Genomic DNA, 25,143 nt, shown 5'->3' with positions numbered 1-25,143 from the left:
GGCTCCATCACTACAATCACCACCGCCCCCACACCGCAACCGGCGGCAAACCACCCGTCACCAGGTTGACCAACGTCCCTGGGCAGTACATCTAGATCAGCGGTTGATGGCCTGGATTTCTTGCACCGTGACTGTCTGCGCATTCTCGAAGGTGCCGTCGGGCAGGTCGCCGCCCGCGCCGCCGGTACCGGTCCAAGCGATCTCCCAGGTGATGGTGGCCTGGAGGTCGAACGTGCCGTCTCCGGACGAGCGGAGGTACTTGATGCCGCAGGGCGGAGTCTGATCGGCCTTGCCCTTGGCGTAGGGCTCGCCGATCGAACCGTCGGCGTTGATGGCGCATTCGCTGGAGGCGGGGTAGGTCTCGGCGTCGGGCGTGCCGGGCTCCAGTTTCAGGGACACCGGCTTGGCGGTCGTCGTGGCCTGGATGGCGAAACCGGGGACATCAACGACAGCCGTTGCCTGGACTTCATGGAAGTCGGCCTTGTCGAGCCAGGCCCAGGTCGGCAGGTTCACCTTCGTGGCCTCGGCGGGGGCGAGGGTGACTTTCGTGTCGGGGAGTTGCATGTGCTGGTAGGCGAGGGCGGCGAGTATTTCCGGAGTGATGGCCTGCTCGTACCGTGGCGGTGGGGGTTCGCCGTTGTCGACCCAGAAGGGAAGTTCGGTGCAGGAGTTGCGCTTGAGGGCATCGGGCTCGTTGGGGTTCTCGACGCCGGCCCAGAACATGCCCTCGCCGTCCTTGGCGACGTTGTAGTCCTTGTAGCCGGGGTTGTCCTCCCAGCTAAATTCGTCTTCGTAGTGGGCCTTCGTCTGGCCGATCGCCGATCCTGCGTGACCGGTCATGCCGGGGCCACTCGCGGCCTCCTCCAGGTCCGCGGACATTTTCCTCTTGAAGTCCTTGGCACCGAGGTAGGGGGCGTACCAACAGGGGGGCGGGTCCCAGTTGACGTCGGCGGACGTCACGTTTCCCGTGCCGCCGTCGTCGGCGACAGATCCGGAGTACTGGATCTGTGCGGCGGCGTAGATGCCGGTCTCGTCGCCGCCGCCGGTTTGCTCTGTGTTGGCGCCTTCGGTGTTACTCGGCTGCTCTCCCGCGTAGACAGGGTCCGCGAAGGCGATACCCAAAGCCAACATCAGGGCAGCGGCGCTGGTACTGAAGGCTGTACGCCGTGGCCTGGTCACTGGCACTTCGCCGCCTTCCCCTCGACGTACACCTCGGACGCCTGCCACAGGCTGTCACTCGTTGGGTACTTGACCATGATGATCTTGAAGTGGTCGAAGTCCGTGATGCTGGGCGTGCCCTTCAGCACCTTCCCGCTCTTGACCTCTTTGGAGTAGAACTTGCTCGAGTCCACACAGAAGGCGACCTCCACAGACGTGCCAGTGGGGGCGGAACGGGTGGTTGCCTGGTAGTGGCGCCGAGTTCCGGTTGCCGTCCAGTCGCCATCGAGTCTGGCGTTGATCTGTGTCCGCGCGTACGTGAGCCCATCACCGGTGGCGTAGGCGGCCAATGAAGCATCCTTGGTCGTACGCTTGTCGATCCCTCGGTAGATGGCGCGAGTGTAGTTCGCTGCGTCCTCCATCGCGGCCGCCTCGTTCTCGTCCTCCGGCTTTTCCCAGTCGAAGACGAGGTTCATGTCCTTGGGAAGCGACACATCCACCCCGTCCGGCTTGGACTCGGCCGGCGCTCCTGATGGCTCCGGTGACTTCGACGGCGCCCCTGTGCCCTGGTCGGCCCCGGCGATCTTGTCGTTGTCGCTGGGCTTCTCGTCACCGCTCCCGCAGGCCGTCAGCAGCAGGGCTGCAGCGGTGGCCAGTGCGGCAGTGACGGGCAAAGAGCGGCGCTTCACAGTGGACTCCCCGTGAGACAAAGGTTCAGTCAAGAGCACAGACGGTATCGATGAGGTTGCTGGTTTCGCCAGAGCGAACTATCCCGGGAAGCAGGGCATTTCGGGTGTCTGGGGTCGATATGGTGTTGCACTGTGTCTTGATTGTGCCCAGACGGGGCGCGGCTCCGGACGCAGTGACGTGCTTCGTCTGGAGCCGCGGCAGATCCTGTGGGTGCTCTGCTCGCTATGGGGTCCGTTGGCACCTTGCGCACGCGCACGGTGGGTATGCCGATGAACAGGGGATCGGTTCGGCGGGGTCGCCTGCGTGAACTTCGGCCGTGGGGCCGGACTTGGTCGCGGCCCCGTCCGTGTCGATGTCGCAGACGCGGATCGTCAGACGGGAACGTCGGCGGGCGGCGGCGTCCAGGAGGTCGAGCGGGTCTGTCATCGGCGGGTAGAGCGGGGCGCACTCCGGGCATGCGTAGACGTTGAAGCCCGGGCCTGTGGCGGCGTGGACTTCGTGGACCAGGACCGGTTTGTCCGTGGTGTGCTGGCAGCGGGCGCACATGCGCCGGGCGGGGCGGGTCATCGGGTGGCCGCCGGTACGCACGCGTCGTGGGTGTTGTGGATGTACTTCTGGCCCACGGTGACGCCGAGCCCGATGCCGTAGGTGGCCGGCTGTCGGCGCTCGGCCGGTGTCAGGACGTAGGGGCGTACGAGACGGCAGGCGTTGCCGTCGAGGGCCTCCGTGAATCGGGGCGGTGGTACGGGGATGTACCGCAAGTTCGGCTCCTCCGTCAGGCGGTGGCGGCCCCGAGGGTTTGGTGCGCAGATGCTCAGCATCCAGGCGAGGGCGTGGACGGTAAGGTCCAGCATGTTGGCGCTCCTTTGCAGCGTCGGCCATGCCCCGGGGCGGACACCACCCGCCGCCGGGGTCTCTTACGTCTTCGACCGTACAAGCGCAGAATAGCTATGTATAGCTCATCGATGGTCTCCGCAGGTCAAGCATGCTTAACGTTGCTGCATGAGCGATAAGAACAAAGTTCCGGACTTTGACCCGCAGGGGCCGCAGCTGGTTTATGTCGCCCTCGCCGACCACATCGCTGCGCGCATCGCCGCGGGCGAGTTGCCTCCAGGTGCCCGGCTGCCCGCCGAACGTGACCTTGCGGCTGAGTATGGGGTTGCGTATCTCACGGTGCGGCGCGGCGCCCAAGTCCTCCGTGAGCGGAGATTGATCGTCACGGTGCATGGCAAGGGGACGTTTGTGGCCGACCCGCTGCCGGAACAGAAGGCACTCGACGGCGAGTGAACCCGGAGGTGGGCTGCCGTGTCCGTGATGAGCGAACTGATCGAGCGGGGTGGCGTCCCCGAGGGCTACACGGTCGAGGTGTTCGACGGCAGTGTGGTCATGACGCCGCGGACCCCTGAGCGGGACTGGATCGTTTCCGACGTCAGGGATGCGGTCAAAGCCTCCGGTATTGCGCGAGAGCGCGTCTTCGGCGATGTACTCATCACCTTCCCCGGAGAGAATGACGCCGCGCCGGATCTGACGATCGTCGACGTCGGTGCCGAGCGTCGGAAGAACAGCTACTCCTGCCTTGACGTCCTGGCCGTGGTCGAGGGCTCGTCCGAGCCCGAGGACGAGAAGGACTACGTCCGGAACGTCCAGAAGTACGGTCGCTTCGGGATCGACTTCTACCCCGTGGCCGATCCGTTCAAGGCGATGGTCACCGTGATGTCGGAGCCGTACGGTTCGGGGTATGGGCGGACTGCCGAAATTCCGTACGGGCAGCCAGTCAGCTTCACGCTGGTCACCGGGGAGCGTATTGAGATCGATACGGCGACGTTCCGGAGGCGGGCCTTGGGGCAAGGCTGACCGCGTACCGTCTGCGGGCGTCGCTCGTAGATGCCCTTGCACAGCCGGCAGGGTTCGGGTCTGAACCCTGCCCTTCGCGGTCAGAGACGGCGCAGGTTGGCTGAGGAATCATCCGGGCGTCACCGGAATCCAGGAAGGCCTGATGCGCCGGGATGCTCGGGTGAGAATGGGCCTCGGTCAGTTGCAGGAAGCGGTCAGCGACAGTCAGCCGCTTGGGGCGCCGCCACCAGGACTTTTGCCGCTGGTGAACGATCTCCGCACACATGACGGACCACTTGAGCGCTTTCTCCTGGTCCTGCTCCGGCCAGTGGAGGGGGAGGGGAAACCAGATGGTCGGATCGGCCTCGGTCTTGAAAGAGATCACGGAAGACTCCTGCCGGCATGGGCGCCAACGGCTGCCGTGGCTCCTTTTCAACGGTTGACGGACTGGATCTCCTGGACGGTGACGGCCTGTGTGTTTCCGAAGGTTCCGTCGGGCAGGTCACCGCCCGCGCCGCCGGTGCCCGTCCAGGCGATGTCCCAGGTGATAGTGGCCTGGAGGTCGAAGGTTCCGTCGCCGGAGGAGCGGAGGTATGTGATGCCGCACGGCGGCGTCTCGTCCGCCTTGCCCTTTGCGTACGGCTCACCGATCGATCCGTCGCCGCTGAGCGTGCATTCGCCGGACGCGGGGTGAGTTTCGGCGTCGTCGGTGCCCGGTTTCAGCGTCAGCGACACGGGAGTCGCGGTGGTGGTGGCCTGGATGTTCACCGCGCCGGCATCGAGTGACGCCGTGACCGACACCTTCTCGAACTTCGCCTTATCCAGCCATGCCCAGGTCGGAAGATTGACCTTGGTGGTACCGGCGGGAGCCAGTGTCACCTCGGTGGTCGGCAGCTGGATGCGGTTGTAGGCGAGCTCAGCAAGCACCTCTGGAGTGACCGCGTTCTCAACCGGTGGAGCGGCCCCGTTCTCTACCCAGAAGGGCTCCTCGTCACAAACCTGGGCCTCCGGCTCCATCCAGCGGTCCTCGTCCCGGACAGCGACCCACCAGTTGCCCTCGTCCTTCTTGTCGAGGTTGTAGTTTTCGTACTCCCCGTCCTTGTACTTGTCCCGGGTCTTGCCGACACTGGTCTTGGCGTAGCCGTGCTGGCCAGGTGTATTGACGGTGGTTTCGTACATGTTCTCGATGTACTTGGCGAACTCACCGGCCGATCTCGGCTCGTACCAACAGGCTGGCGGAGTCCAATCCCCGACGGGTGCGAGGCTTCCCGAGTCGCCACCGGTGCTGCCGTTGACAGATCCACTGAACGAGATCCGGGACTCGAGCGTCTTTCCGCTGTTCGACCCTCCCTGCTCCACCTGCGCTCCTTCGTTCCCGTTGCCGAGATTCACGTCGGCGTACGCGGGCGAGGCGAGCATGGTGATACAGGCGAGTGCCCCACCGGAAGCGGCAAGCCATCGGCGAGTGGGCATTACGGAGTGCACTGCTCGTTGCCCCTCTCGGAGTTCAGCACGGCGGTCTGCCACACGCCCTTCTCGTTCTTCTCCATGCGAGTGGAGTAGAGGAGGTAAGAGTCATCGGTGACCGGGGTCTTCTCCGCCTCACCGGTCTTCCGGTCCTTGACGAACGCCTTGCCTTCGAAGGAGCAGTACGTCAGCGTCGCCTTGCCGTCGGCGTACACGTCGACGGTCGGCTTGAAGTAGCGGGTTTCACCCGTCATCGACTTCTTGGCTTTGACGAACTCCTGGACCCAGTCAGCGGCGCCCAGCAGGGCGTCCCCCTTGTAGTAGAAGCCGAGCGCGGGCTCGTCCGGCTCCGCCTGGGTGATGGCGTAGGCCAGCGCATCGACGCGGCGCGATGTGTCGGCCAGGACCGCGTCCTTCGTGGCGTCTCCGGTCTTCCAGCCTTCGAAGACGTTCGTGACGTCCTTCGGCAATGTCACCTTCGGGTGCTGAGCCGTGTCGCTGGGGCGCGCGGCCGACGTAGCCGACTCTTGTTCGCTGCCGGTGTCGGCCCCGGCGATCTCGTCGTTGGCCTTCGAGCTGTCATCCGAACTGCCGCAGGCCGTCAGCAGTAGTGCCGCTGTCGCGGCGAGCGCGGCAGCAACGGGCAAAGAGCGGCGCTTCACAGTGGACTCCCCGTGAGACAAAGGTTTAGTCAAGAGCACAGACGCTAGCGGTGGGGTTGCTGGTTTCGCCAGAGCGAACTGTGCCAACAGCATGGGCATATCGGGCGTTTGCTGTCATTTCCGCGATGCGCTGTGTCCCGATCGTGTCCCAGCGGGCCATGGGCTGGAAGCGGCCCCGGACGCGCTGGGGAGCGCTGCGTCCGGGGCCGTTGGGGGCCTTCTCTACAGCCGTGCTGTGCACCTCGGGCACGCGCACGGCGGGTTCGTCGGCGAGCAGGGGATCGGTTCGGTGGGTGGTCCGCCGGTTCGGTTGCGGCGGCGGGTGGCGGAGTCCAGTAGTTCCAGCACGTCGGTCATGGGCGGGTAGTGCTCGGCGCACTCAGGGCACGCGTAGACGTTGAAGCCGGGGCCCGTGGCCGCGTGGACCTCGTGGACCAGGACCGGTTCGTCGGTGGTGCGCCGGCAGCGGGCGCACATCCGCAGGGGAGGCCGGGTCATCGGGTCGCCGCCGGGATCCGTACGCCGTGGATGTGCTTCGGGCCGACGTCGAAGCCGAGGGTGGCCAGGTGTGCGGCGCGGCGGCGTTCGCGTTGGTGGCGGCGTTCGGCGGGGTCCAGGACGTAGGGGCGTACGAGGCGGGACGCGTTGCCGTCGAGGATCTCGGTGAAGCGGGGCGGGGGCGCCGGGATGAAACGCAGGGGCGGCTCGGTGCCGAGGCGGTGACGGCCCCGGGGGCGGCTGGGCGTGCAGACGCTCAGCATCCAGGCGAGGAGGCGGGCGGTAAGGTCCAGCATGTTGGCGCTCCTTTGCAGCGTCGGCCATGCCCCGGGACGGCCTTCATCCGTCGCCGGGGTCTGTTTGTAATTGGCACGCTACAGGGTGCAATGACGTGGTGTATAGCGGTTAACCGCACTCCAGCCAGACGTGCAGCTGGGTGCTGTCGTACGTTGTTCGATATGACGCCAGACCCAGGGCAGTCGCCGATTGACCCCACCAAGATCGCCTACGTGTACATGCAGATGGCTGATCACATTGCCGAGCAGATCTCCAAGGGTGAGCTTCGGCCTGGCGCTCGTTTGCCGGGGGAGCGTGATCTGGCCGCCGAGTACGGGGTCGCGCATCTGACCGCCCGGCGCGCTACGCGTGAACTCCGTGAACGCGGCCTCGTCGTCACCCTCCCCGCCAAGGGCACCTTCGTCGCGTACCCGCCGGAAGCCGGCCAGGTGGCGGACGACGACTCTGAGGCATAGGGGCATAGGGCTGCCGGGCGCGGATCTCGCGGGCGTTCGCGGCTGCGCCGTGCTCGCTAGGGTGGGCGCGTGGCAGACGACATATCCGGGACGGGGGCCGCTGTTCGGCCGGAGCGGGGTGGCGGTACGGGCGCGTGGTGGCGGGCCGATTGGGTGCGGTGGCTGCTGTTCAGCCTGGTATGCGCCGGCGGTTCGCTGGGGCTCTCCTGGCTGGGGCCCGTGGTGCCGCTTCCGTCTGTGCTGCGGGGCGTTGGACTCCTGCTCGCCGTCCTGGTGCTTCCGCTGGCCTCGCTGCTGGTCCCGTTGCTCGTGTTGCGACGGGTGCCGCGCAAGAAGAGGAAGCTCGCATGGCAGCTCACCGTGCCCCTGATGGCCGGGATGGCCATGGGATTCTTCGGCACCGAAGCCGGTGGTCAGGTCGCTCTGGCGGACCGGGGTGAGTGGACCGACGCAGTGGTCGTACGCATGGACGACAGCGGAACCAACCACTGCGACCTGCGCTCGGTCGACGGGCGGACGATATCCCCCTCGCTCTCGGAGGGCGACGGCTGCGAAGACTGGGTGTCGAAGGGCGACAAGCTGCGCGTGCGCTACGACCCCGAAGGCCTCGCCAGTCCGACCGAGGACAGGGACAGCGGCTCGTACGGAGGGTTCCTCGCGACGCTCTTCGGGGCGGCCGTCGTGATGGGCACCTGGGGCGGAGTGCGTCAGAGCAAGTGGGACCGGGAGTACGACGAGGGCCGGCTGGGAGTTGGGCGACGCGGGTGAAGGCGCGCGATGCTCCGTATCGGGCGCGGGACGGGGTCGAGCTTCTGCTGTTCGTCGTGATCGCCGGAGCGGGACTGTCGGGTCTCAGGCGCACGTCCCCTTCTCAGTGGACATCCGTCGACTCCCTCGCCCGGTCCGCCAGCCGGGAGATGCCGTCGCCGAGCGCCGACAGCAGGCTGCCCTCCGGCTCGTCGTACGGCACCCGGGTGCCTGCCGGGCCCGGCAGCGTCAGCACTCGCTCGCGTAGTTCGCGCGGTGCGGCGACGGCCGAGTCCAGGCAGAGGGGGCAGAGCGACAGCATGCGCCGGCGGTTGCCCTGCGCGGAGACGCGGACGTGGCGGCGGCCGGCCGAGGGGCCGTGGAGCGGGTTGACGCCGCAGCAGCGGTTGTTGGTGTCGCCGTCGAGGGCGTTGCGGGCCGCGCGGGCGAGGACGATGACGGCCAGGAGGGACGCCGGGTCGGTACCCGGTGCGCCCGATGAGCGCATGCTGTCGATGTCGCCGTCGACGAGAAACATGGCGGCGTCGAAACGTTCCCAGGCGAGGGCGACCGTCTCGTTCCCGAGGTCGGCCTCTGCTACGGCCTGTGCCGCCGCCGTGAGTTCCGTACGAGCCTGACGGCGCAGGTACGCCTCCGTCGGCTCGCGCGGTGCCGTCAGGGGCAACGCCTCCGTCGGCAGCGGGGCCGGCCTGCGTCGGCGCAGCACCGCGCCGACGATTCCCAGGACGCCCGCCACCAGGCCGAGCAGCAGCAGCGCCGCCACGACGCCGACGAACAGGCCGGGCCCGAAGTCGGTGGCGAAGAGCGGTGGGAGGCTGTTCTCCGCCTTGGGGCTCGGGACGCGCATGGGATCGCCGGAGGTGGTCGGCTCCTCGGTGCGCGGTGACTTGTCGAGGTACGTCATCAGCGCGTCGAGGCGCTCGCCCAGGAGGTGGTCGTCGGCCTCGTTCGACCGGTCGTCGCCGTAGGCGATGGACTCGGGGAGGTCGAAGAGGAGGCGGTAACTCTCCAGGCGAAGGCCGTGGTTGAAGACGTCGATGTAACCGGTCAGCGGGTCGGCGACGACGTACACGCCGTCTGCTTCGCCGACTCCGTCAGCCTTGCCGAGTTCTGCCCGCACCGCGGCCGCGAACAGCTCCTCGGCACCGGCGGACTCGTCCTCGGACAGGTGCGGCACGAGGGTGACGTACACCGGGCCGCCGCCCTCCGAACGCCCGAACCGCTCGATGCGGTCGTGCAGCCGGGAGAGCTGGGCGGCGTCCAGGACCTGCGGGCTCTCCGGGTCGACGTACACCGGGTCGCGGGCCAGGCCGGCCGCGACCCGCTCGACACGTGCCGTCATGTCGGCGGCGCTGGGCAGCGGCGCGGCACTTCGCCTCGTCTCGTCGAAGACGAGCGGAGCGGTGAGGGCGATCGCGGCCGCGGCGGCGAGGGCGAGGCTCGGGGTGAGCAGGCGCCGCCACTTCGGGCGGGTCGCGGCGGGGCGGGGCGGCTTGGCCCGCGGGAAACGGCGCCGCGCCCGCCGTACGCACGGCGCCAGCAGCAGGATCGTCAGCGGTACGGCGGTCAGCGCGATGCCCGTGACGAAGGACTGGTTCTTGCGGTCGGACGGGCCGATGTACATTTCCTCGGGCTCGTAGCCGTCCCGGAACTGCTCGTGGGCCGCGTCCGCCCGCGCCTCGGCCTTCTCCGGGCCCTGCGCGACGACGTCCACGAAGCGTTCGAAGCTGCGCAGCGGTCCCGCGTCGTAGGGCAGCTCGAAGGCGGCGGTCGTCCGGGCGGCCTCTGCGGGGGCGCTTACGCCGTAGGCCGCCGCCTCCGTCACGCCCGATTCGTCGAGGAGCACGTAGAGCCCGTCGCGCCCGAGCCGGTCGTGCACCGCGCTCAGCAGGTCGTCGTCGGAAGCGCTCTGGCCCGGCAGGACAAGCACGTACGTCGGTACGCCGGTGCGCTCGGCGATCCGGGCGAAGTCGGGCGCCATGGAGCGCGGGATCTCGCGGGGGAGCTGGTCGGTGACGTGGACCGGGTTCTCGCGGAGGCGGTCGGCCAGGTGGGCGGCCTGGGTGGACGGCGGGCTCGCCGCGGGCTTGTCGGCGGCGCGGGCAGGGGCGGCCACCAGGGTCGCGGAGGTGAGGAGCAGGGCGGTGAGGCCGCAGAGGGTGAGGAGGAGGCGGATCACGCCGGCTCCGGTGCGGTCGGCCTGCGGCCGTTCATCCGTCATGAGTGTGGTCACCGCTCGCACTTCCCCGTGTCCCCCGCCCCCGGTCGTGGATTTCTCGCCCGCGGCACTCTACTGAGGGATTCGCTGCTGCGAAACTGCCCTTCTTCAGCCGAGCTTGCCGTTCTGCGCCTTCACGACCATCGCTGACAGCTTCGCGTCGCTCGGCCTCGCGTTGGCGATGGCGAGGCCGTCGACGGAGAAGTACACGGCGACGACGTCACCGCTGCGCACGGCCTGGGTGTGCACGGTGTGGTCGGCGCCCCGGAAGGTCAGCGTCGACCGGAAGGCGATCGACTCGTCACCGGCCGCCGCCACGGGCTGCTCGGCGGTCACGGAGTCGTACGCGCTCGTGTTGCCGTTGGCCTTGGCAGTGAAGCCGCCGGCGCAGGCGTCCACGGCCTTGGAGAGGCCGGCCAGGGCGGCCTCGGCCTTGCCGGACTCGTACGCCATGAGCATCACGTACGTGAAGGGCTCGTTGATGTCGGAACTGAGGGAGCGCGTGAGGTCGGCCTGCGGCTCGCCGAGGGGGAGCTGGTTCATGGCGTAGGCGAGTGGGGCGCAGACGGGCTTCTCGACCGTCACCTCCTGCGGGGACTTGGCGAAGGCGTACTCGCTGTTGTCGGAACTCGCCACGTCCGCGTCGGACACGTTCATGCCGGAGACGTCCGCCTTGGTGATCGCGAGCCGCTTCAGCCGTTCTTCCTGCGTCTCCTGCTTCTCCTGCTTCTCCGCGGCGGTCGCCGCCGGCTTCTCCGCCGAGTCCGCGTCCGAGCCGGAGTCCCCGCCGCAAGCGGTGAGCGCTGCGAGGGAGAGGACGGACAGGGCGGCGAGGGTGGCCGGGGCGGCGCGTTTCATGAGGGCTCCTTGTACGTGGGGGGAGAGAGGGGGAAGAGTCGGGCGCCTTGGCTCCGGCTGCCTGCGTTGCCGCGGCCTCACGGAGAGGAGCCGGAGCCGCCCCGTTCACTGATCCGAGCGAAGATCATGGCACGGGCCGTCCGCGCCTTCGTGAGTGAATCGTGCAGGCATCATGGCCGCACCGTGACGAACAGCACGCGCACGGTGTTCGGTCGTAGCGCGATCGGATTCGCACGCGCACAGTTGGACCGGGTGGCTCTGGGGCGTTCCTCAAGGGGGCTGCGGGGACGACGAGTTGCAGATGAGTAACGGTGGGCGGGGTGGGGGGCCAGGGGGTGGGCACGCCTTGAGGGGCTTATGTGCGGCTGATACGGTGCGATGGCTTGACACTCGCCTCACTGCTGGTTATTCGCCCAGGTCGGGCGGGTGCGTCAGGGGATGTCCCTGGACGCCACCGGTCGGGCGGGCACGGGTGGAGTGTCCGAATTTGCAGAGGATTCTGCGCACTTGAGCAATACGAGCTCAAGGGCAATTACGTGGCAGACAATTTCTTGGGTGTACGGGGAGCGGTTGCGTGAAGATCCAGGAGCGTACGGGGGCGGGCGCGGGACGTTCCGCGGCTCCGGCTCAGCCGTCGGTCGGTGACCGGCTTCCCAGCCCTCCTCGCGAGCGCAAACCGGCGCTGGCCGCGCTGGCGGTGCTGCTGATCCTGCTGGGCGCGCTGGGCGCGACGATGCTGGTGCTGCGGGTCGGGGACCGGGTGGAGGTCATTCAGCTGACCGATCAGGTCCCGGCGGGTTCCGCGATCACCAAGGACAAGATCAAGCCCGTCATGGTGAGCGACGACTCCGGCGCCGACTTCGTGCCGTGGTCGCAGTGGCAGTCCCTCACGAAGCTCCAGGCCAAGTCCACTCTCTACCCCGGCACGGTGGTCGTGGGGCAGATGTTCGGCGGCAAGGCGGGCATGGAGCAGGGCAAGGCGTACGTCGGGCTGGCCCTCAAGGAGGGCCAGTACTACGACGACATCAAGAACGGTGACGCCGTCGCCGCCTACCGGGTCGGCTCCGGCTCCGCCGGAAACTCGTCCGACAAGGACTCCTCCTCGTCCTCTTCCGGCGACTCCCTCATCGCCAACACCCAGGTGCACAACGTCAAAAGGGACGGCGACGCCACCGTGAACACGGGCAGCCTCTCCGTCACCCTCCTCGTCGACGAGGCTGACGCGGCGGCTCTCACCTCGGCGGCCTCCGCCGGCGAGGTGGCTCTCGTGCGCGTCCCCGGCAAGTAGAAGGCGACCCCCGCAGCCATGGCCCTCATCGCCCTCGCCGCCGACAAGGGTTCCCCCGGCGTCACCACCGCGGCCGTCGCCCTCGCGGCGGTCTGGCCGCGCCGCGTCCTGCTCGCCGAGACCGACCCGGCGGGCGGCGATCTGGTGTACCGCTCCGCCGCCGCGCACGGCGGTCCGCTCAACCCCAACACCGGCATGCTGTCGATCGCCGCCACCGCGCGGCGCGGCCTCGTGCCCGACCAGCTCTGGGACCACGTACAGCCGCTCAGCGGCGGCCTCGAAGTCCTCGTCGGCCTCGGCATCTCCGAGCAGGCCGCCGGTCTCGCGGGCCTGTGGCCCACCCTCGGCCGGGCCTTCGCCTCGCTCGCCGACTCCCCGAACGCGCCCGCCGACGTCATCGCCGACTGCGGCCGCATCAGCGGGGACACCCCGGCCACGGAACTGTTCCCGCACGCCGCGCTCGTGCTCCTCATCTCCCGTACCGAGCCGGAGGCCATCGCCCGCGTCCGCGACCGCGCCGCCGCCCTCTCGACCAAGCTGCACGGCGGCCCACGCGGTGCCGCGAGCCTCGGCATGCCGATGATCGGCGTCGTGCTCGTCGCCGACACGAACAACGCCGCCAGGCTCTCCGGCCAGGTCAACGACATGCTCGTGCACGCCCAGACCGGCGCCCGCGTGGTCGGCACCATCGCCGACGATCCGGCCGGCGCCGACCAGCTGGCCGGGCGCAAGCGCGGGCGGCTGGAGAAGTCGCTGCTCATCCGCTCGGCCCGCAAGGTCACCTCGGACCTGTACCAGCAGTTCGGCGCCGCCTGGTCCATGCCCACCGGACCCGCCGGCGCCGACATGACCGGCCACGCGGGGGCCGGCCGATGACCGCTGTCGACCACTCGTTGGTCAAGCGGTTCCGGCAGGACGCCGGCGACCGTATCTCCGAGCAGCGCCGCCAGGACCAGGTCAGCGGCGTCACGCCGATGTCCACCGAGGACGAACGGCAGTACGCGCGCGCCGTCATCGCGCAGATCCTGGAGGAGTACGCCCGCGCCGAGATCAACGCCGGGCGCACGCCGCTGGACGCGGAGACGGAGGAGCAGTACGCCGCCGCCGTGCACGCCGCGCTGTTCGGCGTCGGGCGGCTCCAGCCGCTCCTCGACGACCCCGAGGTCGAGAACATCGACATCAACGGCTGCGACCACGTCTTCGTCGGCTACTCCGACGGGCGCGAGGAACGCGGCGAACCGGTCGCCGAGACCGACGAGGAGCTCATCGAGCTGATCCAGATCCTCGGCGCCTACTCGGGTCTGTCGTCCCGCCCCTTCGACTCCGCCAACCCGCAGCTGGACCTCAGGCTGCCGGACGGTTCCCGTCTGTCGGCGGTCATGGACGTCGCCCGGCGCCCCGCGCTCTCCATCCGCCGCTCCCGCCTCGGCAAGGTCTTCATCTCCGACCTGGTCGGCAACGGCACCCTCGCCCCCGAGCTCGGCCATTTCCTGGCCTGCGCGGTCCGCGCCCGCAAGAACATCATGATCGCGGGCGCCACGAACGCCGGCAAGACGACGCTGCTGCGCGCCCTCGCCAACGAGATCCCGCCGCACGAGCGGCTGATCACGGTGGAACGGGCGCTGGAGCTCGGCCTCGACACCTTCCCCGACCTGCACCCCAACGTCGTCGCCTTCGAGGAACGGCTGCCCAACTCCGAGGGCCAGGGCACGATCAGCATGGCGGAACTCGTCCGCCGCTCCCTCCGTATGAACCCCTCCCGCGTCATCGTCGGTGAGGTGCTCGGCGACGAGATCGTGACCATGCTGAACGCGATGTCGCAGGGCAACGACGGTTCACTGTCCACGATCCACGCCAACAGCTCGCACGAGGTCTTCAACCGCATCTCGACGTACGCCCTCCAGGCCACGGAGCGGTTGCCCATCGAGGCCAGCCAGATGCTCGTCGCCGGCGCCGTCAACTTCGTCGTCTTCGTCCAACGGCGCAACAACTTCCAGAGCGGCGGGCGCCTCCAGCGCGTGGTCACCTCGGTCCGCGAGGTGAACGGCGTCGACGGGCGCGTGCTGTCCAGCGAGGTCTTCGCCGAAACGCCCGACGGCCGGGTCGTACCGCACGCCCCCATAGCCTGCCTGGAGGAACTCATCGCCTACGGCTACCGGCCCAACGGAACGTGGGGGTGAGACGGACATGACGACACCCACGACCCCCACGACCACCTCAGGTACGACGCTCGCGGCACTGGACTCCCTCGGATCCATGGGCGGCCTGTTCTCCACCACGGTCCTGTACGCGCTCGGCTGCGGCGTCGCCGCCGGTGGCGGACTCGCCCTCCTCCTGGTCGCCGTACGCGGACTGCCCGCCAAGCCCGAGCACGAGAAGCGCCAGGCCAGCGAGCGCGCGAACGAGCTGATCCGCTGGGCGGGCCGGCGCGGCTCCCTGGCCGCCATCGTCGGCCTCGTCGTCCTGCTCCTCACCCGCTGGGCGGTGCTGGGCATCGCGGCCGGCATCCTCGTCTTCTTCTGGGACCGCCTCTTCGGCGGCGCCGCCGAAGAACGCGCCGCCATGAAGCGGGTGGAGGCCCTCGCCTCCTGGACGGAGTCGCTGCGCGACACCATCGCGGGCGCGGTCGGCCTGGAGCAGGCCATCCCGGCCTCGGCACGCGCCGCCGCCCCGGTCCTGCGCCCGCACCTGGACGCCCTGGTCGACCGGCTGCGCTCCCGCACGCCGCTGCCCGACGCGCTCCAGCACCTCGCCGACGAGATCGACGACGCGTCCGCCGACATCATCGTCGCGGCGCTCATCCTCAACGCGCGGCTGCGCGGCCCGGGTCTGCGCCAGGTCCTCGGCGCGCTCGCCAAGTCGGCGCGCGAGGAGGTCGACATGCGCCATCGCGTGATGGCGCAGCGCGCCTCGACCCGCCGCTCCGTCCAGATCGTCGTGGCGGTGTCGGTTCTCTTCGTCCTCGGCCTGTCCATCTTCAACCGGGACTTCGTCGAGCCGTACGGCTCGCCCGTCGGTCAGCTCGTACTGGCCTGCGTGTGCGGTCTGTTCGCGCTGGGCTTCTGGTGGATGCGCAAGCTGTCGACCATCGAGACGCCCGACCGCTTCCTGGTCCGCGACGGCTCCGACGTCCAGTTCGTGCGCCCCCGCACACCGGGTCAGTCGGGCCAGCCGGGTCAGCCGGGCCAGCCCGTGCAGCGGCTGCCGCAACCGTCACAGCCGTCGCAGGCGTCTGGGGACGAGGGGGTACGACGATGAACCTGACAATGCCGGTCCTGGTCGGCGCCGTCATCGGCCTGGGCATCTACGCCCTGGTCCGCGCCCTGATGCCGAGCAGACGCAGCTCCATCCAGCAGGTCGCGCGGATCGACGCGATGCGGGCGCGTGGAACGGCGTACGAGTCGGCCCGCGTGGCGAAGGACACCAGCCGCCTCGGCTCGCTGCGCGCCCAGGTCGGCGCACGCGTCGCCGAGTTGTACATGCAGCAGGGCTGGGAGCTGCGATCGCTGCGCGCGGACCTGGCGGTGCTGGACCGCAGCTGGGAGAAGTTCCTGGCGACGAAGGCGCTGCTGGCCGTCGGCGGACTGTTCTTCGGCCCGCTCCTGTTCGCGATCGTCTGGCAGCTGGGCTTCGGCGACAGCCCGATCATCCCGGTCTGGCTGGCCCTGCTCTGCGCGGCGCTCTTCTTCTTCCTCCCCGACCTGGAGGTACGCCGGGACGCGGCCGACAAACGCCGTGACCTGCGGCGCGTGATCGGCGCGTACCTGGACCTGGTGTCCATGAGCCTGGCCGGCGGACGCGGCCTGCCCGAGGCCCTGATGGCGGCGGCGGAGGTGTCGGACGGCTGGGCGACCCACCGCATCCGCAACGCCCTGGCCGACGCGCGCATCACGGGCATCAGCCAGTGGCAGGCACTCGGCCAGCTCGGCGAGGACCTCGGCGTGGAGGAGCTCAAGGACCTCTCCGCCTCGCTCGCCCTGGTGGCGGACGACGGAGCCAAGGTCCGCGAGTCCCTCGCCTCCCGCGCCGAGACCATGCGGCACCGCGAACTCGCCGAGATCGAGGGCAGCGCGGGCGAGAAGTCCCAGTCGATGCTCGTGGCCCAGCTCCTGCTGTGCGCCGGGTTCCTGGTGTTCCTGATCTATCCGGCGGCGATGCGAGTGTTTCAGGTGTGACGCAGCTTCCGACGCAGCTTTCCCAGGTTCGCTTCAGCAGCTCCGAGCCGCTTCGCTCCCATGACTGACACGAGAGGACAACTCACCATGAACGGACGGAACTTCCGCACCGGCATCCCGGCCGTGGACTTCCTGGTCACCTTCCTGCAGGGCCGCGTCGAGCGCGCCCGCTCCGGCGAGCTGGACCGCGGCGCGTCCGCGGTCGAGTGGGTCATCATCTCGGCGGTCGTCGTCGCGATCGTCGGCGTGGTGGCCGCCATCATCAGCCAGGCGCTGGACAAGGGCGCCACCAAGGTCGGCGAGTGCATCGAGGGCGCCGACGCGAGCGGCACCTGCTGACCGGACTCGAACTCGAACTCGGACGTACGGGGTACACGGGGATGCCGGTAAACGTGCTCAGACGGGTGCGCCGCAGGGTGGAGGCCGCGCGTGAAGCGGCGGCCACCCGCGGCGATTCCGGCATGACCGCGATCGAGTTCGTGTTCCTCACGCCGATCCTGTTCTTCATGATCTTCGCGACGGTGCAGTTCGGGTTGTACTTCTTCGCGGACCACGTCGCCCAGGCCGCCGCCCAGGCGGGCGCGAGAAAGGCCCGCGCGACGGCGCACGACCAGCCCGGCGCGTGGCGGGGCGAGGCGCGGGACGTGGTGGACAGCTACATCCGCCAGCTCGGCCCACAGCTCGTGGTGTCGCCGGACGTGACCATGCTCCAGCCGGAGCAGGACACGGTCGGCGTGGAGATCACGGCCCGCATCCCGACGGTGTTCCCGGGGCTCGATCTGACGGTGCACGCGCAGTCGGTGGGGCCGGTGGAGCGGTTCGTGCAGGAGGGGGAGAACTAGATGGACGTCTCCCGCATCACTTCCCGCATGCGACAGCCCGGGGCCGGCGACCGGGGCCTGTCCACCATCGAGGTGGTGATCCTCGCCCCGGTGATGATCCTCTTCATCCTGGTCCTGGTGGCCTTCGGCCAGTTGGTCGACGGCCGCGGAGCCCTCGACGGCGCGGCCCGGGACGCGGCCCGCGCGGGCTCGATCCAGAAGGACCACGGCACGGCGATCGCGGAGGCGAGGAAGGCGGCCGAGGCCAACCTCGCGGACGTCTGCTCCGGTCCGGTCTCGGTCGTCCAGAAGAGCGCGGGCTTCGAACCGGACACGCTCTTCACGGTCGAGGTCAGCTGCGAGGTACGCGGCCTGGCGACGATCGGCCTCGACATCCCCACCACCCTCACGGCGAGCTTCAGCTCCCCGCTGGACCCGTACCGGAGGACGGCGTGAGATCCCTCGCAGGCGAGTGGCTCGTGGGCGCACACGAGTGGCTCGCGGACGCACGCGAGTGGCTCGCGGACCGGCGCGCCCGGCTGGACGACCGCGGCTCGGGCGCCGGCGCGGTCATCGTCTTCGCCCTGGTCTTCCTCGCCCTCTCCGCCTTCGTCATCGACGGCGGCATGTCCATCTCCAAGCGCGAACGCGCCGCGGACATCGCCGAACAGGCTGCCCGCTACGCCGCCCAGGACATCGACCGCGAGGCCCTCTACGACGACGTGGGCGGCCCCGCGCCCATCAACTACGAGAACTGCGACGCGAGGGTCAAGGCCTTCGCCGCGGAGATGGACATGACCGGCCCGGACATCGCCGCGACGCACTGCGTGACGGCCGACGTCGAGCAGGTGCAGGTCGAGGTCCGGCTCACCTACTCCCCGGTCTTCACGGGGATGTTCTACGGCGGCGACGTGGTCGTCCACGGTCAGGCGGTGGCGGAGAACGAGGTGGGCTGACCCGACGCCACCCGGCCTCTCGCCGTTCCCGATCCCCCCACAACGGAGGTACGACTTCCATGCGCACACGTACGACGGCAGCCGCGGCCACCCTGACGACAGCGGTGGCGCTGCTGCTGTCCGGCTGCGGCGGCTCCGAGACCGAGGACTCGGCCAAGGACAAGATCGCGGGAGCGGACACGGGGGCTTCGGCGTCCGCGTCGCCGTCTGCGTCCGCGAGCGAGGACAGCGTCGAGAGGCCGGAGATCAAGCTTCCGAAGGACATCGAGAACGTCTTCGAGGACGGCTCGACCGGCGACGCGAAGAAGGACGCCGTACTGGCCGACAACGAGAGGCGCGTCAACTCGATCGACGAGGCGATCGTCGTGGACGCGGAGGAGCACCCGGCGCTGGAGTTCTACTCGAAGGACGACGCCCTCATGTCGGCCGTCACCTACGTGAAGTCCTTCTACGACAACGGTCGAAGCTTCACGGGCAAGACCCGCTACTACGACCGTGAGGTCACGTTGGCGAAGGACGGATCGGCGTCGGTCACCTACTGCATGGACGCGACCGGCACCTACCCGAAGGACCGCGCGACCGGCAAGGTGGACCGGTCGGTCAAGGCGTCGCCCAGTGACTACGTCTTCTACAACACCCGGCTGAAGAAGAACTCCGAAGGCGTGTGGCAGACCACGAGCGTGTCGTCGACCGAGGCGGCGAAGAGGTGCATGTGATGCGTCCTACGACCTCCACTCGCAGGCTCCTCGTCCCCGCCCTGGCCCTCGCCGTGACAGCGGTACCGTCCGTGGCGCTCGCCGGCGGCGGCCGCGACGGTGGCGGCGGGACGGAGGGCAGCGGGAGCGGTTCCGCCCAGGACGGTGTCATCAGGGCGGAGACCAAGGTCACGACCAGTGTGAACGGCAGTTCGGAGCCGACCGGCACGGGAACCCTCACGCCGGAGAACAGCAACTGGACGCCACCGGCCTGCTGGTACGAGCCTGCCTTCTCGCCCAAGGAGATCGAGAAGACCGTAAAGCTGTGGCGAAGCATCGACGGTGTGCCGTTCCTGGGCGGCGTAGGGGATTTCGTGGGTGACTCGCTGGACGCGTACTACAAGGATGGCGACCCGTACGAGAACTACAACCTCGACAAAGAGGGCGAGGGAATGTTCTGGGCGGCGGTGAAGAACCCCAACCGCAAGGACGATCCCGAGGCCAACTCGTGCAATGAGCAGCCGTTCTGGGTGGACGAGGGCGATGTCCCCGATGAGCCTCTCGCCCTCACTCCCCAGATCCTCGCCGAATACGCCTACGACGAACTCCCGGTCCCCGGCACCGAGATCGAGATGAAGCCGGCCGAGGCCACGAAGGTGAACCTCCCCACCTGGATCTGGCTGGACAAGGCCAAGTTCAAGAAGATCTCGGTCACCGCCAGCCTCCCCGGCACCGGCCTTTCCGCGACCACCACCGCCGAACCCGTCTCCCTGCACATCGACCCGGGCACGAGCGACGCCCGGACGTACCCCGCGTCCGGCGACTGCGAGATCAACGCCGACGGCAGCATCGGTGAGCCGTACGCGAAGGGCAAGGCGAACGACACCCCGCCCTGCGGCGTCACCTACCTCCGCGCCTCCGGCTCCGACGGCTCGTACCCGTTGCAGGCGACCGTCACCTGGAAGATCTCGTGGACCAGCACCACGGGCGAGGGCGGCGACCTCCCGGAGGGCACGTTCGGCGCGACGCAGGACGTGACGGTGCAGGAGATCCAGTCGGTGAACCGCTGAGGCCCACCGAGCGGCGGTTCAGGTCCGGCCGACGGAGATCCGCTGGTGACTAGGGATCTTCCTGCCGGATTCACGCATGGCCCGTGTAGAGCGACCCGCCACCCACGAGTGCCGGTCTGTCGGGATTCGACATGCCGGCATCCAACATGCCGGGATCCAACATGCCGGTCTACGTGCCCACTGCGGCCTCACTTGCCGCCACCGCCGCCCTTCCCGCCCCGCTTGTCCTCCGTCTTCACGGCCTCGTTGACCTGCTTGGTGAGTTCGTCGTCGAGCTTCTTGAACTCGCGGACGACGGCGTCCGACATGTCGCCGAGCGCGTCGAGCTGCTGGGTGATGTCCTCGCGGCCGTCCTCCCAGTTGGACTCGAAGTCGTCGAGAGCGTCGTTGACGCTGCCGTCGCCGATGTCGTCCTTGTACGACTCGAAGAGCTTCTTGGTGTGGTTCAGCCGCGTCTTGAGCGACCGCAGCCGACGCCCGTAGTCCTCCAGCTCGGTCAACGGCAGTGCGAGGTCGCTCTTGGCCATGGCTCGGGAGTTCCTCTCTTCTGGGATGCCGGAGTCGTGCGCGTCCTTCGGCGATGCCTGTCAGCTTGCGCTCGTCGTCTTGAGGCTCTGGACCAGGGCGGTGAAGGATCCGACCGGGACGGTCACCATGCCCAGGGACGGGTCCTTCGAGTCGCGTATCGCGACGCGGGTTCGCAAGGGCGCGACCTCCACGCAGGTGTTGCCGTCGCCACCACCGGAGTACGAGGACTTCCGCCAATTCACGGTCTCGGTCATGACGCGCCTCAAAGTTCCTTCGCCAAGCGGTGGATGAAGTCTCGTGACGCCGCAGGGGTCAGCGACGCCTTCTCCACCATACGGAACAGTGTTCGAAGCTGCTTCAGCTGAGGCTCTGCGTCGATGAAGGCTGTCCCGGTGGGGAAGTCCCGGAGCACGGTGTCCAACTGGGCCACGGGCCCACAGGCGTGCATCATCGAGGCGTCGGCACCGGCGAAGCCGTCCTGGGCGGTGGGGATGACGCGTACGGTGGCGTGACCCGCTTCGATCCGTTCCAAGACCTGGCGGAGCTGTGCCTGAGCCACCTGACGGTCGGCCACTCGGACGCGTAGGGCGAACTCGTGGATGATCGTCTCGTACGGCGTCGGGTTGTCACCCTCAATCACCGAGCGTCGGCGCATCCGGTGCTCCACCCGTGGGATCAGTTCGCTTCCGGGCAGCCCCGGCATCATGTAGGTGTACACCGCGCGGGCGTAGTCGGCGGTCTGAAGCAGGCCAGGAACGTGCGTGATCACGATCTCGCGCAGAGCCGTCGCATGGTGTTCGACTTCGGCGGTGTCCGAGAACACCGGAGGCAGCACGCCTCGGTACTCCTCCCACCATCCACGGGTGCGGTCGGTCGCCATGACCATGAGGGCCTCGATCAGTCCTTCGTCCGTGCAGGCATAGTGAGCGGCCAGGCGACGTACCCGTTGGGCGCTCACACCCGCGACCCCGGACTCGATCTGGCTCATCTGGACCGAGTCGGCTCCCAGCAGTTCAGCGGCTTCCTTGGACTTCATGCCCATCGCCTCGCGCAGTTTGCGCAGCTCAGCGCCCAACCGCACCCTGCGGGCCGTGAGATGCCTCTTCGGCGGCAACCGACGCCTCCTGGTTTCAACTACTCGGCTCAAGTACCTCGTTCGAGCGTCAGAATACGGCAGCCGCTTGCAGTTTCCTAAAACTAGGAAATACCTTCAGTGATGCGACGCGCACTGTGCGGCATCACGTGGCGCCGGAAGTGCACCGCTTCGTCATGCTCTGACGGCGCGGCGATGGCACCGGTCACCGTCCCTTTCTTCGAACGGAGTTCAGCCATGCTCGAAATTCCGCCTACCGACCCGGCCGCCCCCTGGGAGTACACCCTCTACATCCCGAACGACCTGCGCGCCGTCACCGTCTGCCGCCGCACCCTCCGGCTGATCCTCACCATGCACGGCCTCATCCGCCTGGTGGACACCGCCGAGCTGCTCGCGACGGAGTTGGTCTCCAATGCCGTACGGCACACCAAGGGCCCCGCCGCGCTCCGGGTGCGGTGGGCGGCCGGCGTGCTGCGGATCGGGGCGTGGGACGCCGACCCGGAGCCTCCCGAGCCGCCGGGGCGGGCGGAGGCGCTCGTCGATGCGGAGGAGGGGCGGGGGCTCGCGCTCGTGCGGGCGTGCGCGGACGTGTGGGGATGGCAGCCGCTGGCCAGGGGCGGGAACCGGGGCAAGTACGTGTGGTGTGACCTTGTCGCGGCGTAGCGCGTTGATCGCGTCGTACAGGAAGGAGGGCTGATGGTCAGCTCTTCGCACGAGGCGCTGCACTGGGTTTTTCAGAAGGACCCGGCGCTGCTCACGCGGGCGTTTCAGAGCGTGCTGCGTGTTCCGTTCCCGGAACCGCGTGACTTCGCGGTCCTGAACACCGATGTCACCGAGATCGAGCCCGTCGAACGGCTTGTGGACACGCTGATGCGGGTGGACACGGACGAAGGCACGTACCTCCTCGTCATCGAGGCGCAGGGGAAGCGGGACGAGGGCAATCGCGGTAGCTGGCCGTACTACCTCTCGTACTTGTACGCGAAGTACGGCTGGGAGCCGGTGCTCGTAGTGATCACGCAGAACAGCGCGACGGCGCGGTGGGCCGCGCAGCCCATTCGGCGGGGCCTGCCCGGCTGGCACTCGATGACGGTGCGGCCGCTGGTGATCGGCCCGGACAACGTGCCGGTGATCGCGAATGAGTGGGAGGCCGAGAGGGACGTCCCGCTTGCCGTCCTGTCGGCCATGACGCATGGGCGGGGCGCCGAGGCCGCCGCCATACTGGAGCCGTTGGCTTTCGCTCTGCGGACTGTCGACGCCGAGAGTGCGGCGGTGTTCGGGCAGCTCATCGAATCGTGTCTGGGTGATTCCCAGGCCAAGGAGATCTGGAGGGAACTGATGTCGGAGGTCCGCTACTTCTTCAACAGCTCGGTGGCCGAGAAGGTCCGTGAGGAAGGCCGCGAGGAGGGTCGTGAGGAAGGACGGGCCGAGGACCGTTCCGAGACCACGCTGGAGATTTTGGAGTGGCGAAACATTCCGGTGTCCGATGCAGTCCGGGAGCGGGTGCTTTCCTGCTCCGATCTGAAGCAGCTCAAGATGTGGTCCCGGCGGGCTATCTACGTCATGCGTGCGGAGGATCTGTTCACGGAGGGGCAGGACTGATGCCACGAGAGATCGTCTGGGCTCGGCGGGCGATGACGGTGGACCGGGCCGAGGACCTGTTCAGCGGTTGATGGACTGGATCTCCTGGACTTCCATGTCCTGCGTCGTCTCGAAGGTGCCGTCCGGCAGGTCGCCCGCGGCTCCGCCGTTGCCCTCCCAGGAGATCTCCCAGGTGACCGACGCCTTCAGCGGGTACGGCTCCCCGTTCGACGCGCGGAGGTAGCGGATGCCGCAGGGCGGGGTCTCGTCGGCCTTGCCCTTCGTGTACGGCGTGCCGATGGAGCCGTCGGCGTTGATCTCGCAGTCGCCGGAGGCGGGGAAGGTCTCCGCGTCGTCCGTGCCGGGCTCCAGGTGGAGGGCGACGGGCTTCGCGGTCGTCTCCGCCCACAGGCCCGTGTTGGGCAGTTCGGCGCGGACCTTGACCTCCTTGAAGGTGCCCTTGTCCAGCCAGACCCAGGTGGGGAGGTTGACGGTGGATTTGGCCTGGGGCTTCAGCTCGACCTCGGTCTCGGGGACCTTGATCTTGTCGTAGGCGTACTCGGCGAGCGTTTGAGGAGTGGGGCTGTTCGGATCGTCCGGTACCTCGCCCGCATCGACCCAGAACATGATGCGGCCACAGTCCCAGGAATCCGGGTCCGAGTCGTCGGGAGCGACCCCGCGCCAAAAGTAACCGTCCTTACCGAGGTTGTAGTCCTTGTAGCCCTCGGCGGAGCTGTTGGTGGGCGAGTCCAGGTCGAAGTTGTCCGCCGGTTTTCCGTCCCGATAGTGGTCGGTCCACAGCTCCTTGCCCCACCAGGACTCGTGGATGCCCACGTCACCGCCACTGTCCGTTTCCACGAACTTCTCGAGCTGCGCGGGCGTGAAAATGGGCTCGTACCAACAGGCCGGAGGCTTCCAGTCGGGGTCGACCGTACCGAGGTTGCCCTTCTTGCCGCCGCCGTCACCACCGCTCACATACGTGACCTTGATGTGGGAGACCGAAGCCGAGAGCGTTCCGTCGCCGGTGGTGTCGCCACTGGGCTGGTCGGCCGGTGGCACCGTGGTGTTGTCCTCGGGGCCCGCTGCGTGCGCAGTGCCCGTGGGCCACAGGACGGCAGCGACGGTCAGTGCGGCAGCCCAGCGCAGAGCAGAGGGCCTGGAGGTCATCGCCGGCAATCCTTCACGCGTCCCTGCACCTCGATCTGCAGGACCTTCCAGATCTTCTGAGCCCCCTGCGGAGGCTTCATCAGGAGTCGGAACTCCTGGTAGTCGTTGAGACTGCCCTCGGTGTACTTGACCTTGTTGGTCTTGACGTTCTTGCCGAAGAACTTGCTCTGGTCCCGGCACATCGTGACGAGTACGCCACCGGAGTCGCTGACGTCATCGGTCCGGGCCTTGTAGTAGCTGTCCGTCCCGGTGGCCGTCCATTCGTCGTCCACCCAGGCCTGGATCTGCTTCTTGGCGTACTTCGCGGCATTGCCGAGTGCGTAGAACTGGTAAGCCGGGTCCTCCGGATCCTGGGCGGTGATGCCGTGATTCAGGGCCAGGATGTAGTTCTGCGCGTTGCCGAGGGCCGCCGTGTGACGCTCTTCGGACGGCTCAGAGACGTCGAAGTCGACTTTCAGATCTGTCGGCAGGCTCAGGTCGGGCTGGTCGGGCTGGTCGGACGGCGCCGACGCGGACGCCGAAGGACTGCCCGCCCCCGTCTCCGCCCCCTTGATGTCGTCCGGCGCCGAGTCGTCGCCGCCCCCGCCGCAGGCGGTCAGCAGCAGGGCCGCTGTCGCGGTGAAGGTGGCGGCGGTGATCGTGAGGGCGCTGCGGGCCACGGTTGGTTCCCCCCGGGGTACGGCGTGTGCAACAGGGAACGAAGCTATCAGGGCGAGGTGCAGGGGCCCTGGGCGGTTTCTGGGGATTGTGTGGGGGACGTGAAGGGGTGACCGGCGTGTGGTCGACGTCATGGGGCAAAGGGCGTAAAGGGGACCGGTGTTGCGGTCGGGGCTCGTGGTGGGCCTTCGACGGTGTCGGTGTGAGTCCA

Annotated in this window: 31 protein-coding genes; 17 read left to right on the top strand and 14 right to left on the bottom strand. The window is 68.4% G+C overall.

What is annotated here, in order from left to right:
• Positions 1 to 96: 96 nt before the first annotated feature.
• From ACFCZF_RS01640 to ACFCZF_RS01630, 3 genes are all read right to left on the bottom strand, one after another.
• Positions 97 to 1,131, bottom strand: coding sequence for a hypothetical protein (locus ACFCZF_RS01640; protein ID WP_376669931.1), 1,035 nt, complete (start codon positions 1,129 to 1,131; stop codon positions 97 to 99).
• Between the two features lie 44 nt (positions 1,132 to 1,175).
• A complete protein-coding gene (locus tag ACFCZF_RS01635; protein ID WP_376669930.1) occupies positions 1,176 to 1,847 on the bottom strand; it encodes a hypothetical protein in 672 nt (223 codons plus the stop codon).
• Positions 1,848 to 2,411: 564 nt separating this feature from the next.
• Positions 2,412 to 2,702, bottom strand: coding sequence for a hypothetical protein (locus tag ACFCZF_RS01630; RefSeq protein ID WP_376669929.1), 291 nt, complete (start codon positions 2,700 to 2,702; stop codon positions 2,412 to 2,414).
• Between the two features lie 148 nt (positions 2,703 to 2,850).
• Between ACFCZF_RS01630 and ACFCZF_RS01625 the strand changes: the two genes are divergently transcribed.
• Complete coding sequence (locus ACFCZF_RS01625; protein ID WP_376669928.1) at positions 2,851 to 3,135, top strand: GntR family transcriptional regulator; 285 nt, start codon at positions 2,851 to 2,853, stop codon at positions 3,133 to 3,135.
• 27 nt (positions 3,136 to 3,162) lie between these two features.
• On the top strand, positions 3,163 to 3,702 hold the full coding sequence (locus ACFCZF_RS01620) for a Uma2 family endonuclease (RefSeq protein WP_376669927.1): 540 nt from the start codon (positions 3,163 to 3,165) through the stop codon (positions 3,700 to 3,702).
• A 411-nt stretch (positions 3,703 to 4,113) separates the two neighbouring features.
• Here the strand turns inward: ACFCZF_RS01620 and ACFCZF_RS01615 are convergent, their stop codons facing one another.
• From ACFCZF_RS01615 to ACFCZF_RS01600, 4 genes are all read right to left on the bottom strand, one after another.
• Positions 4,114 to 5,100 (bottom strand): hypothetical protein, encoded by a 987-nt coding sequence (locus tag ACFCZF_RS01615; protein ID WP_376669926.1) that lies wholly within the window; start codon positions 5,098 to 5,100, stop codon positions 4,114 to 4,116.
• Between the two features lie 53 nt (positions 5,101 to 5,153).
• A complete protein-coding gene (locus tag ACFCZF_RS01610) occupies positions 5,154 to 5,810 on the bottom strand; it encodes a hypothetical protein (RefSeq protein ID WP_376669925.1) in 657 nt (218 codons plus the stop codon).
• Between the two features lie 222 nt (positions 5,811 to 6,032).
• A complete protein-coding gene (locus ACFCZF_RS01605; RefSeq protein ID WP_376669924.1) occupies positions 6,033 to 6,308 on the bottom strand; it encodes a hypothetical protein in 276 nt (91 codons plus the stop codon).
• Positions 6,305 to 6,604: a hypothetical protein gene (locus tag ACFCZF_RS01600; RefSeq protein ID WP_376669923.1), complete on the bottom strand. Its 300-nt coding sequence runs from the start codon at positions 6,602 to 6,604 to the stop codon at positions 6,305 to 6,307. Before ACFCZF_RS01600 ends, ACFCZF_RS01605 begins: the two co-directional genes overlap by 4 nt.
• A 162-nt stretch (positions 6,605 to 6,766) precedes the next feature.
• Between ACFCZF_RS01600 and ACFCZF_RS01595 the strand changes: the two genes are divergently transcribed.
• Positions 6,767 to 7,060 (top strand): winged helix-turn-helix domain-containing protein, encoded by a 294-nt coding sequence (locus ACFCZF_RS01595; RefSeq protein WP_376669922.1) that lies wholly within the window; start codon positions 6,767 to 6,769, stop codon positions 7,058 to 7,060.
• 69 nt (positions 7,061 to 7,129) lie between these two features.
• Complete coding sequence (locus tag ACFCZF_RS01590; RefSeq protein WP_376669921.1) at positions 7,130 to 7,828, top strand: hypothetical protein; 699 nt, start codon at positions 7,130 to 7,132, stop codon at positions 7,826 to 7,828.
• 103 nt (positions 7,829 to 7,931) lie between these two features.
• On the opposite strand, the gene ACFCZF_RS01585 is transcribed toward ACFCZF_RS01590, so the two are convergent.
• Both ACFCZF_RS01585 and ACFCZF_RS01580 read right to left on the bottom strand, forming a co-directional pair.
• Positions 7,932 to 10,049, bottom strand: coding sequence for a hypothetical protein (locus ACFCZF_RS01585; protein ID WP_376669920.1), 2,118 nt, complete (start codon positions 10,047 to 10,049; stop codon positions 7,932 to 7,934).
• A gap of 105 nt (positions 10,050 to 10,154) precedes the next feature.
• Positions 10,155 to 10,904: a hypothetical protein gene (locus tag ACFCZF_RS01580; RefSeq protein WP_376669919.1), complete on the bottom strand. Its 750-nt coding sequence runs from the start codon at positions 10,902 to 10,904 to the stop codon at positions 10,155 to 10,157.
• A 574-nt stretch (positions 10,905 to 11,478) separates the two neighbouring features.
• Between ACFCZF_RS01580 and ACFCZF_RS01575 the strand changes: the two genes are divergently transcribed.
• The 11 genes from ACFCZF_RS01575 (at position 11,479) to ACFCZF_RS01525 (ending at position 19,909) form a co-directional block, all read left to right on the top strand.
• A complete protein-coding gene (locus ACFCZF_RS01575; protein ID WP_376669918.1) occupies positions 11,479 to 12,192 on the top strand; it encodes a hypothetical protein in 714 nt (237 codons plus the stop codon).
• A gap of 18 nt (positions 12,193 to 12,210) precedes the next feature.
• Entirely contained in the window at positions 12,211 to 13,068 is an 858-nt protein-coding gene (locus ACFCZF_RS01570) for a hypothetical protein (RefSeq protein WP_376669917.1), read from the top strand.
• Positions 13,065 to 14,372, top strand: a complete 1,308-nt coding sequence (locus ACFCZF_RS01565) for a CpaF family protein (RefSeq protein ID WP_375912764.1) — start codon at positions 13,065 to 13,067, stop codon at positions 14,370 to 14,372. Before ACFCZF_RS01570 ends, ACFCZF_RS01565 begins: the two co-directional genes overlap by 4 nt.
• A gap of 76 nt (positions 14,373 to 14,448) precedes the next feature.
• Positions 14,449 to 15,450 (top strand): type II secretion system F family protein, encoded by a 1,002-nt coding sequence (locus ACFCZF_RS01560; protein ID WP_375912784.1) that lies wholly within the window; start codon positions 14,449 to 14,451, stop codon positions 15,448 to 15,450.
• A complete protein-coding gene (locus ACFCZF_RS01555) occupies positions 15,447 to 16,367 on the top strand; it encodes a type II secretion system F family protein (RefSeq protein ID WP_376669916.1) in 921 nt (306 codons plus the stop codon). Before ACFCZF_RS01560 ends, ACFCZF_RS01555 begins: the two co-directional genes overlap by 4 nt.
• An 87-nt stretch (positions 16,368 to 16,454) precedes the next feature.
• Positions 16,455 to 16,706 carry a hypothetical protein gene (locus ACFCZF_RS01550; RefSeq protein ID WP_007443864.1) on the top strand — a complete coding sequence of 84 codons (252 nt, stop codon included), beginning with the start codon at positions 16,455 to 16,457 and terminating at the stop codon, positions 16,704 to 16,706.
• Positions 16,707 to 16,747: 41 nt separating this feature from the next.
• Complete coding sequence (locus ACFCZF_RS01545; RefSeq protein ID WP_376669942.1) at positions 16,748 to 17,209, top strand: TadE family protein; 462 nt, start codon at positions 16,748 to 16,750, stop codon at positions 17,207 to 17,209.
• Entirely contained in the window at positions 17,210 to 17,644 is a 435-nt protein-coding gene (locus tag ACFCZF_RS01540; protein WP_376669915.1) for a TadE/TadG family type IV pilus assembly protein, read from the top strand.
• On the top strand, positions 17,641 to 18,144 hold the full coding sequence (locus ACFCZF_RS01535; protein ID WP_376669914.1) for a TadE/TadG family type IV pilus assembly protein: 504 nt from the start codon (positions 17,641 to 17,643) through the stop codon (positions 18,142 to 18,144). The genes ACFCZF_RS01540 and ACFCZF_RS01535 overlap by 4 nt, the downstream gene beginning before the upstream one ends.
• Positions 18,145 to 18,203: 59 nt before the next feature.
• Positions 18,204 to 18,860, top strand: coding sequence for a hypothetical protein (locus tag ACFCZF_RS01530; protein WP_376669913.1), 657 nt, complete (start codon positions 18,204 to 18,206; stop codon positions 18,858 to 18,860).
• Positions 18,860 to 19,909, top strand: a complete 1,050-nt coding sequence (locus tag ACFCZF_RS01525; RefSeq protein WP_376669912.1) for a hypothetical protein — start codon at positions 18,860 to 18,862, stop codon at positions 19,907 to 19,909. Before ACFCZF_RS01530 ends, ACFCZF_RS01525 begins: the two co-directional genes overlap by 1 nt.
• Positions 19,910 to 20,097: 188 nt before the next feature.
• Here the strand turns inward: ACFCZF_RS01525 and ACFCZF_RS01520 are convergent, their stop codons facing one another.
• From ACFCZF_RS01520 to ACFCZF_RS01510, 3 genes are read right to left on the bottom strand one after another with little or no spacing between them, the layout of a single operon-like run.
• Positions 20,098 to 20,436, bottom strand: a complete 339-nt coding sequence (locus ACFCZF_RS01520) for a hypothetical protein (RefSeq protein WP_376669911.1) — start codon at positions 20,434 to 20,436, stop codon at positions 20,098 to 20,100.
• Positions 20,437 to 20,496: 60 nt separating this feature from the next.
• On the bottom strand, positions 20,497 to 20,691 hold the full coding sequence (locus tag ACFCZF_RS01515; RefSeq protein ID WP_376669910.1) for a DUF397 domain-containing protein: 195 nt from the start codon (positions 20,689 to 20,691) through the stop codon (positions 20,497 to 20,499).
• 8 nt (positions 20,692 to 20,699) lie between these two features.
• The gene (locus ACFCZF_RS01510; RefSeq protein ID WP_376669909.1) at positions 20,700 to 21,551 is read right to left on the bottom strand and encodes a helix-turn-helix domain-containing protein; all 852 of its coding nucleotides are present in this window, start codon (positions 21,549 to 21,551) and stop codon (positions 20,700 to 20,702) included.
• Positions 21,552 to 21,767: 216 nt separating this feature from the next.
• Here ACFCZF_RS01510 and ACFCZF_RS01505 point away from each other — a divergent pair, with 216 nt between their 5' ends.
• Both ACFCZF_RS01505 and ACFCZF_RS01500 read left to right on the top strand, forming a co-directional pair.
• Positions 21,768 to 22,193: an ATP-binding protein gene (locus ACFCZF_RS01505; protein ID WP_376669908.1), complete on the top strand. Its 426-nt coding sequence runs from the start codon at positions 21,768 to 21,770 to the stop codon at positions 22,191 to 22,193.
• Positions 22,194 to 22,226: 33 nt separating this feature from the next.
• A complete protein-coding gene (locus tag ACFCZF_RS01500) occupies positions 22,227 to 23,129 on the top strand; it encodes a hypothetical protein (RefSeq protein WP_376669907.1) in 903 nt (300 codons plus the stop codon).
• A gap of 60 nt (positions 23,130 to 23,189) precedes the next feature.
• On the opposite strand, the gene ACFCZF_RS01495 is transcribed toward ACFCZF_RS01500, so the two are convergent.
• Both ACFCZF_RS01495 and ACFCZF_RS01490 read right to left on the bottom strand, forming a co-directional pair.
• On the bottom strand, positions 23,190 to 24,275 hold the full coding sequence (locus tag ACFCZF_RS01495; protein ID WP_376669906.1) for a hypothetical protein: 1,086 nt from the start codon (positions 24,273 to 24,275) through the stop codon (positions 23,190 to 23,192).
• Positions 24,272 to 24,934, bottom strand: a complete 663-nt coding sequence (locus tag ACFCZF_RS01490; RefSeq protein ID WP_376669905.1) for a hypothetical protein — start codon at positions 24,932 to 24,934, stop codon at positions 24,272 to 24,274. Before ACFCZF_RS01490 ends, ACFCZF_RS01495 begins: the two co-directional genes overlap by 4 nt.
• Positions 24,935 to 25,143 lie beyond the last annotated feature (209 nt).

The organism is Streptomyces sp. NPDC056296, from assembly GCF_042268605.1.
In the GTDB taxonomy this organism is placed as follows: domain Bacteria; phylum Actinomycetota; class Actinomycetes; order Streptomycetales; family Streptomycetaceae; genus Streptomyces.
The sequence above is the reverse complement of the archived record's forward strand: the minus strand, read 5'-3'. Positions and strand labels throughout refer to the sequence as shown.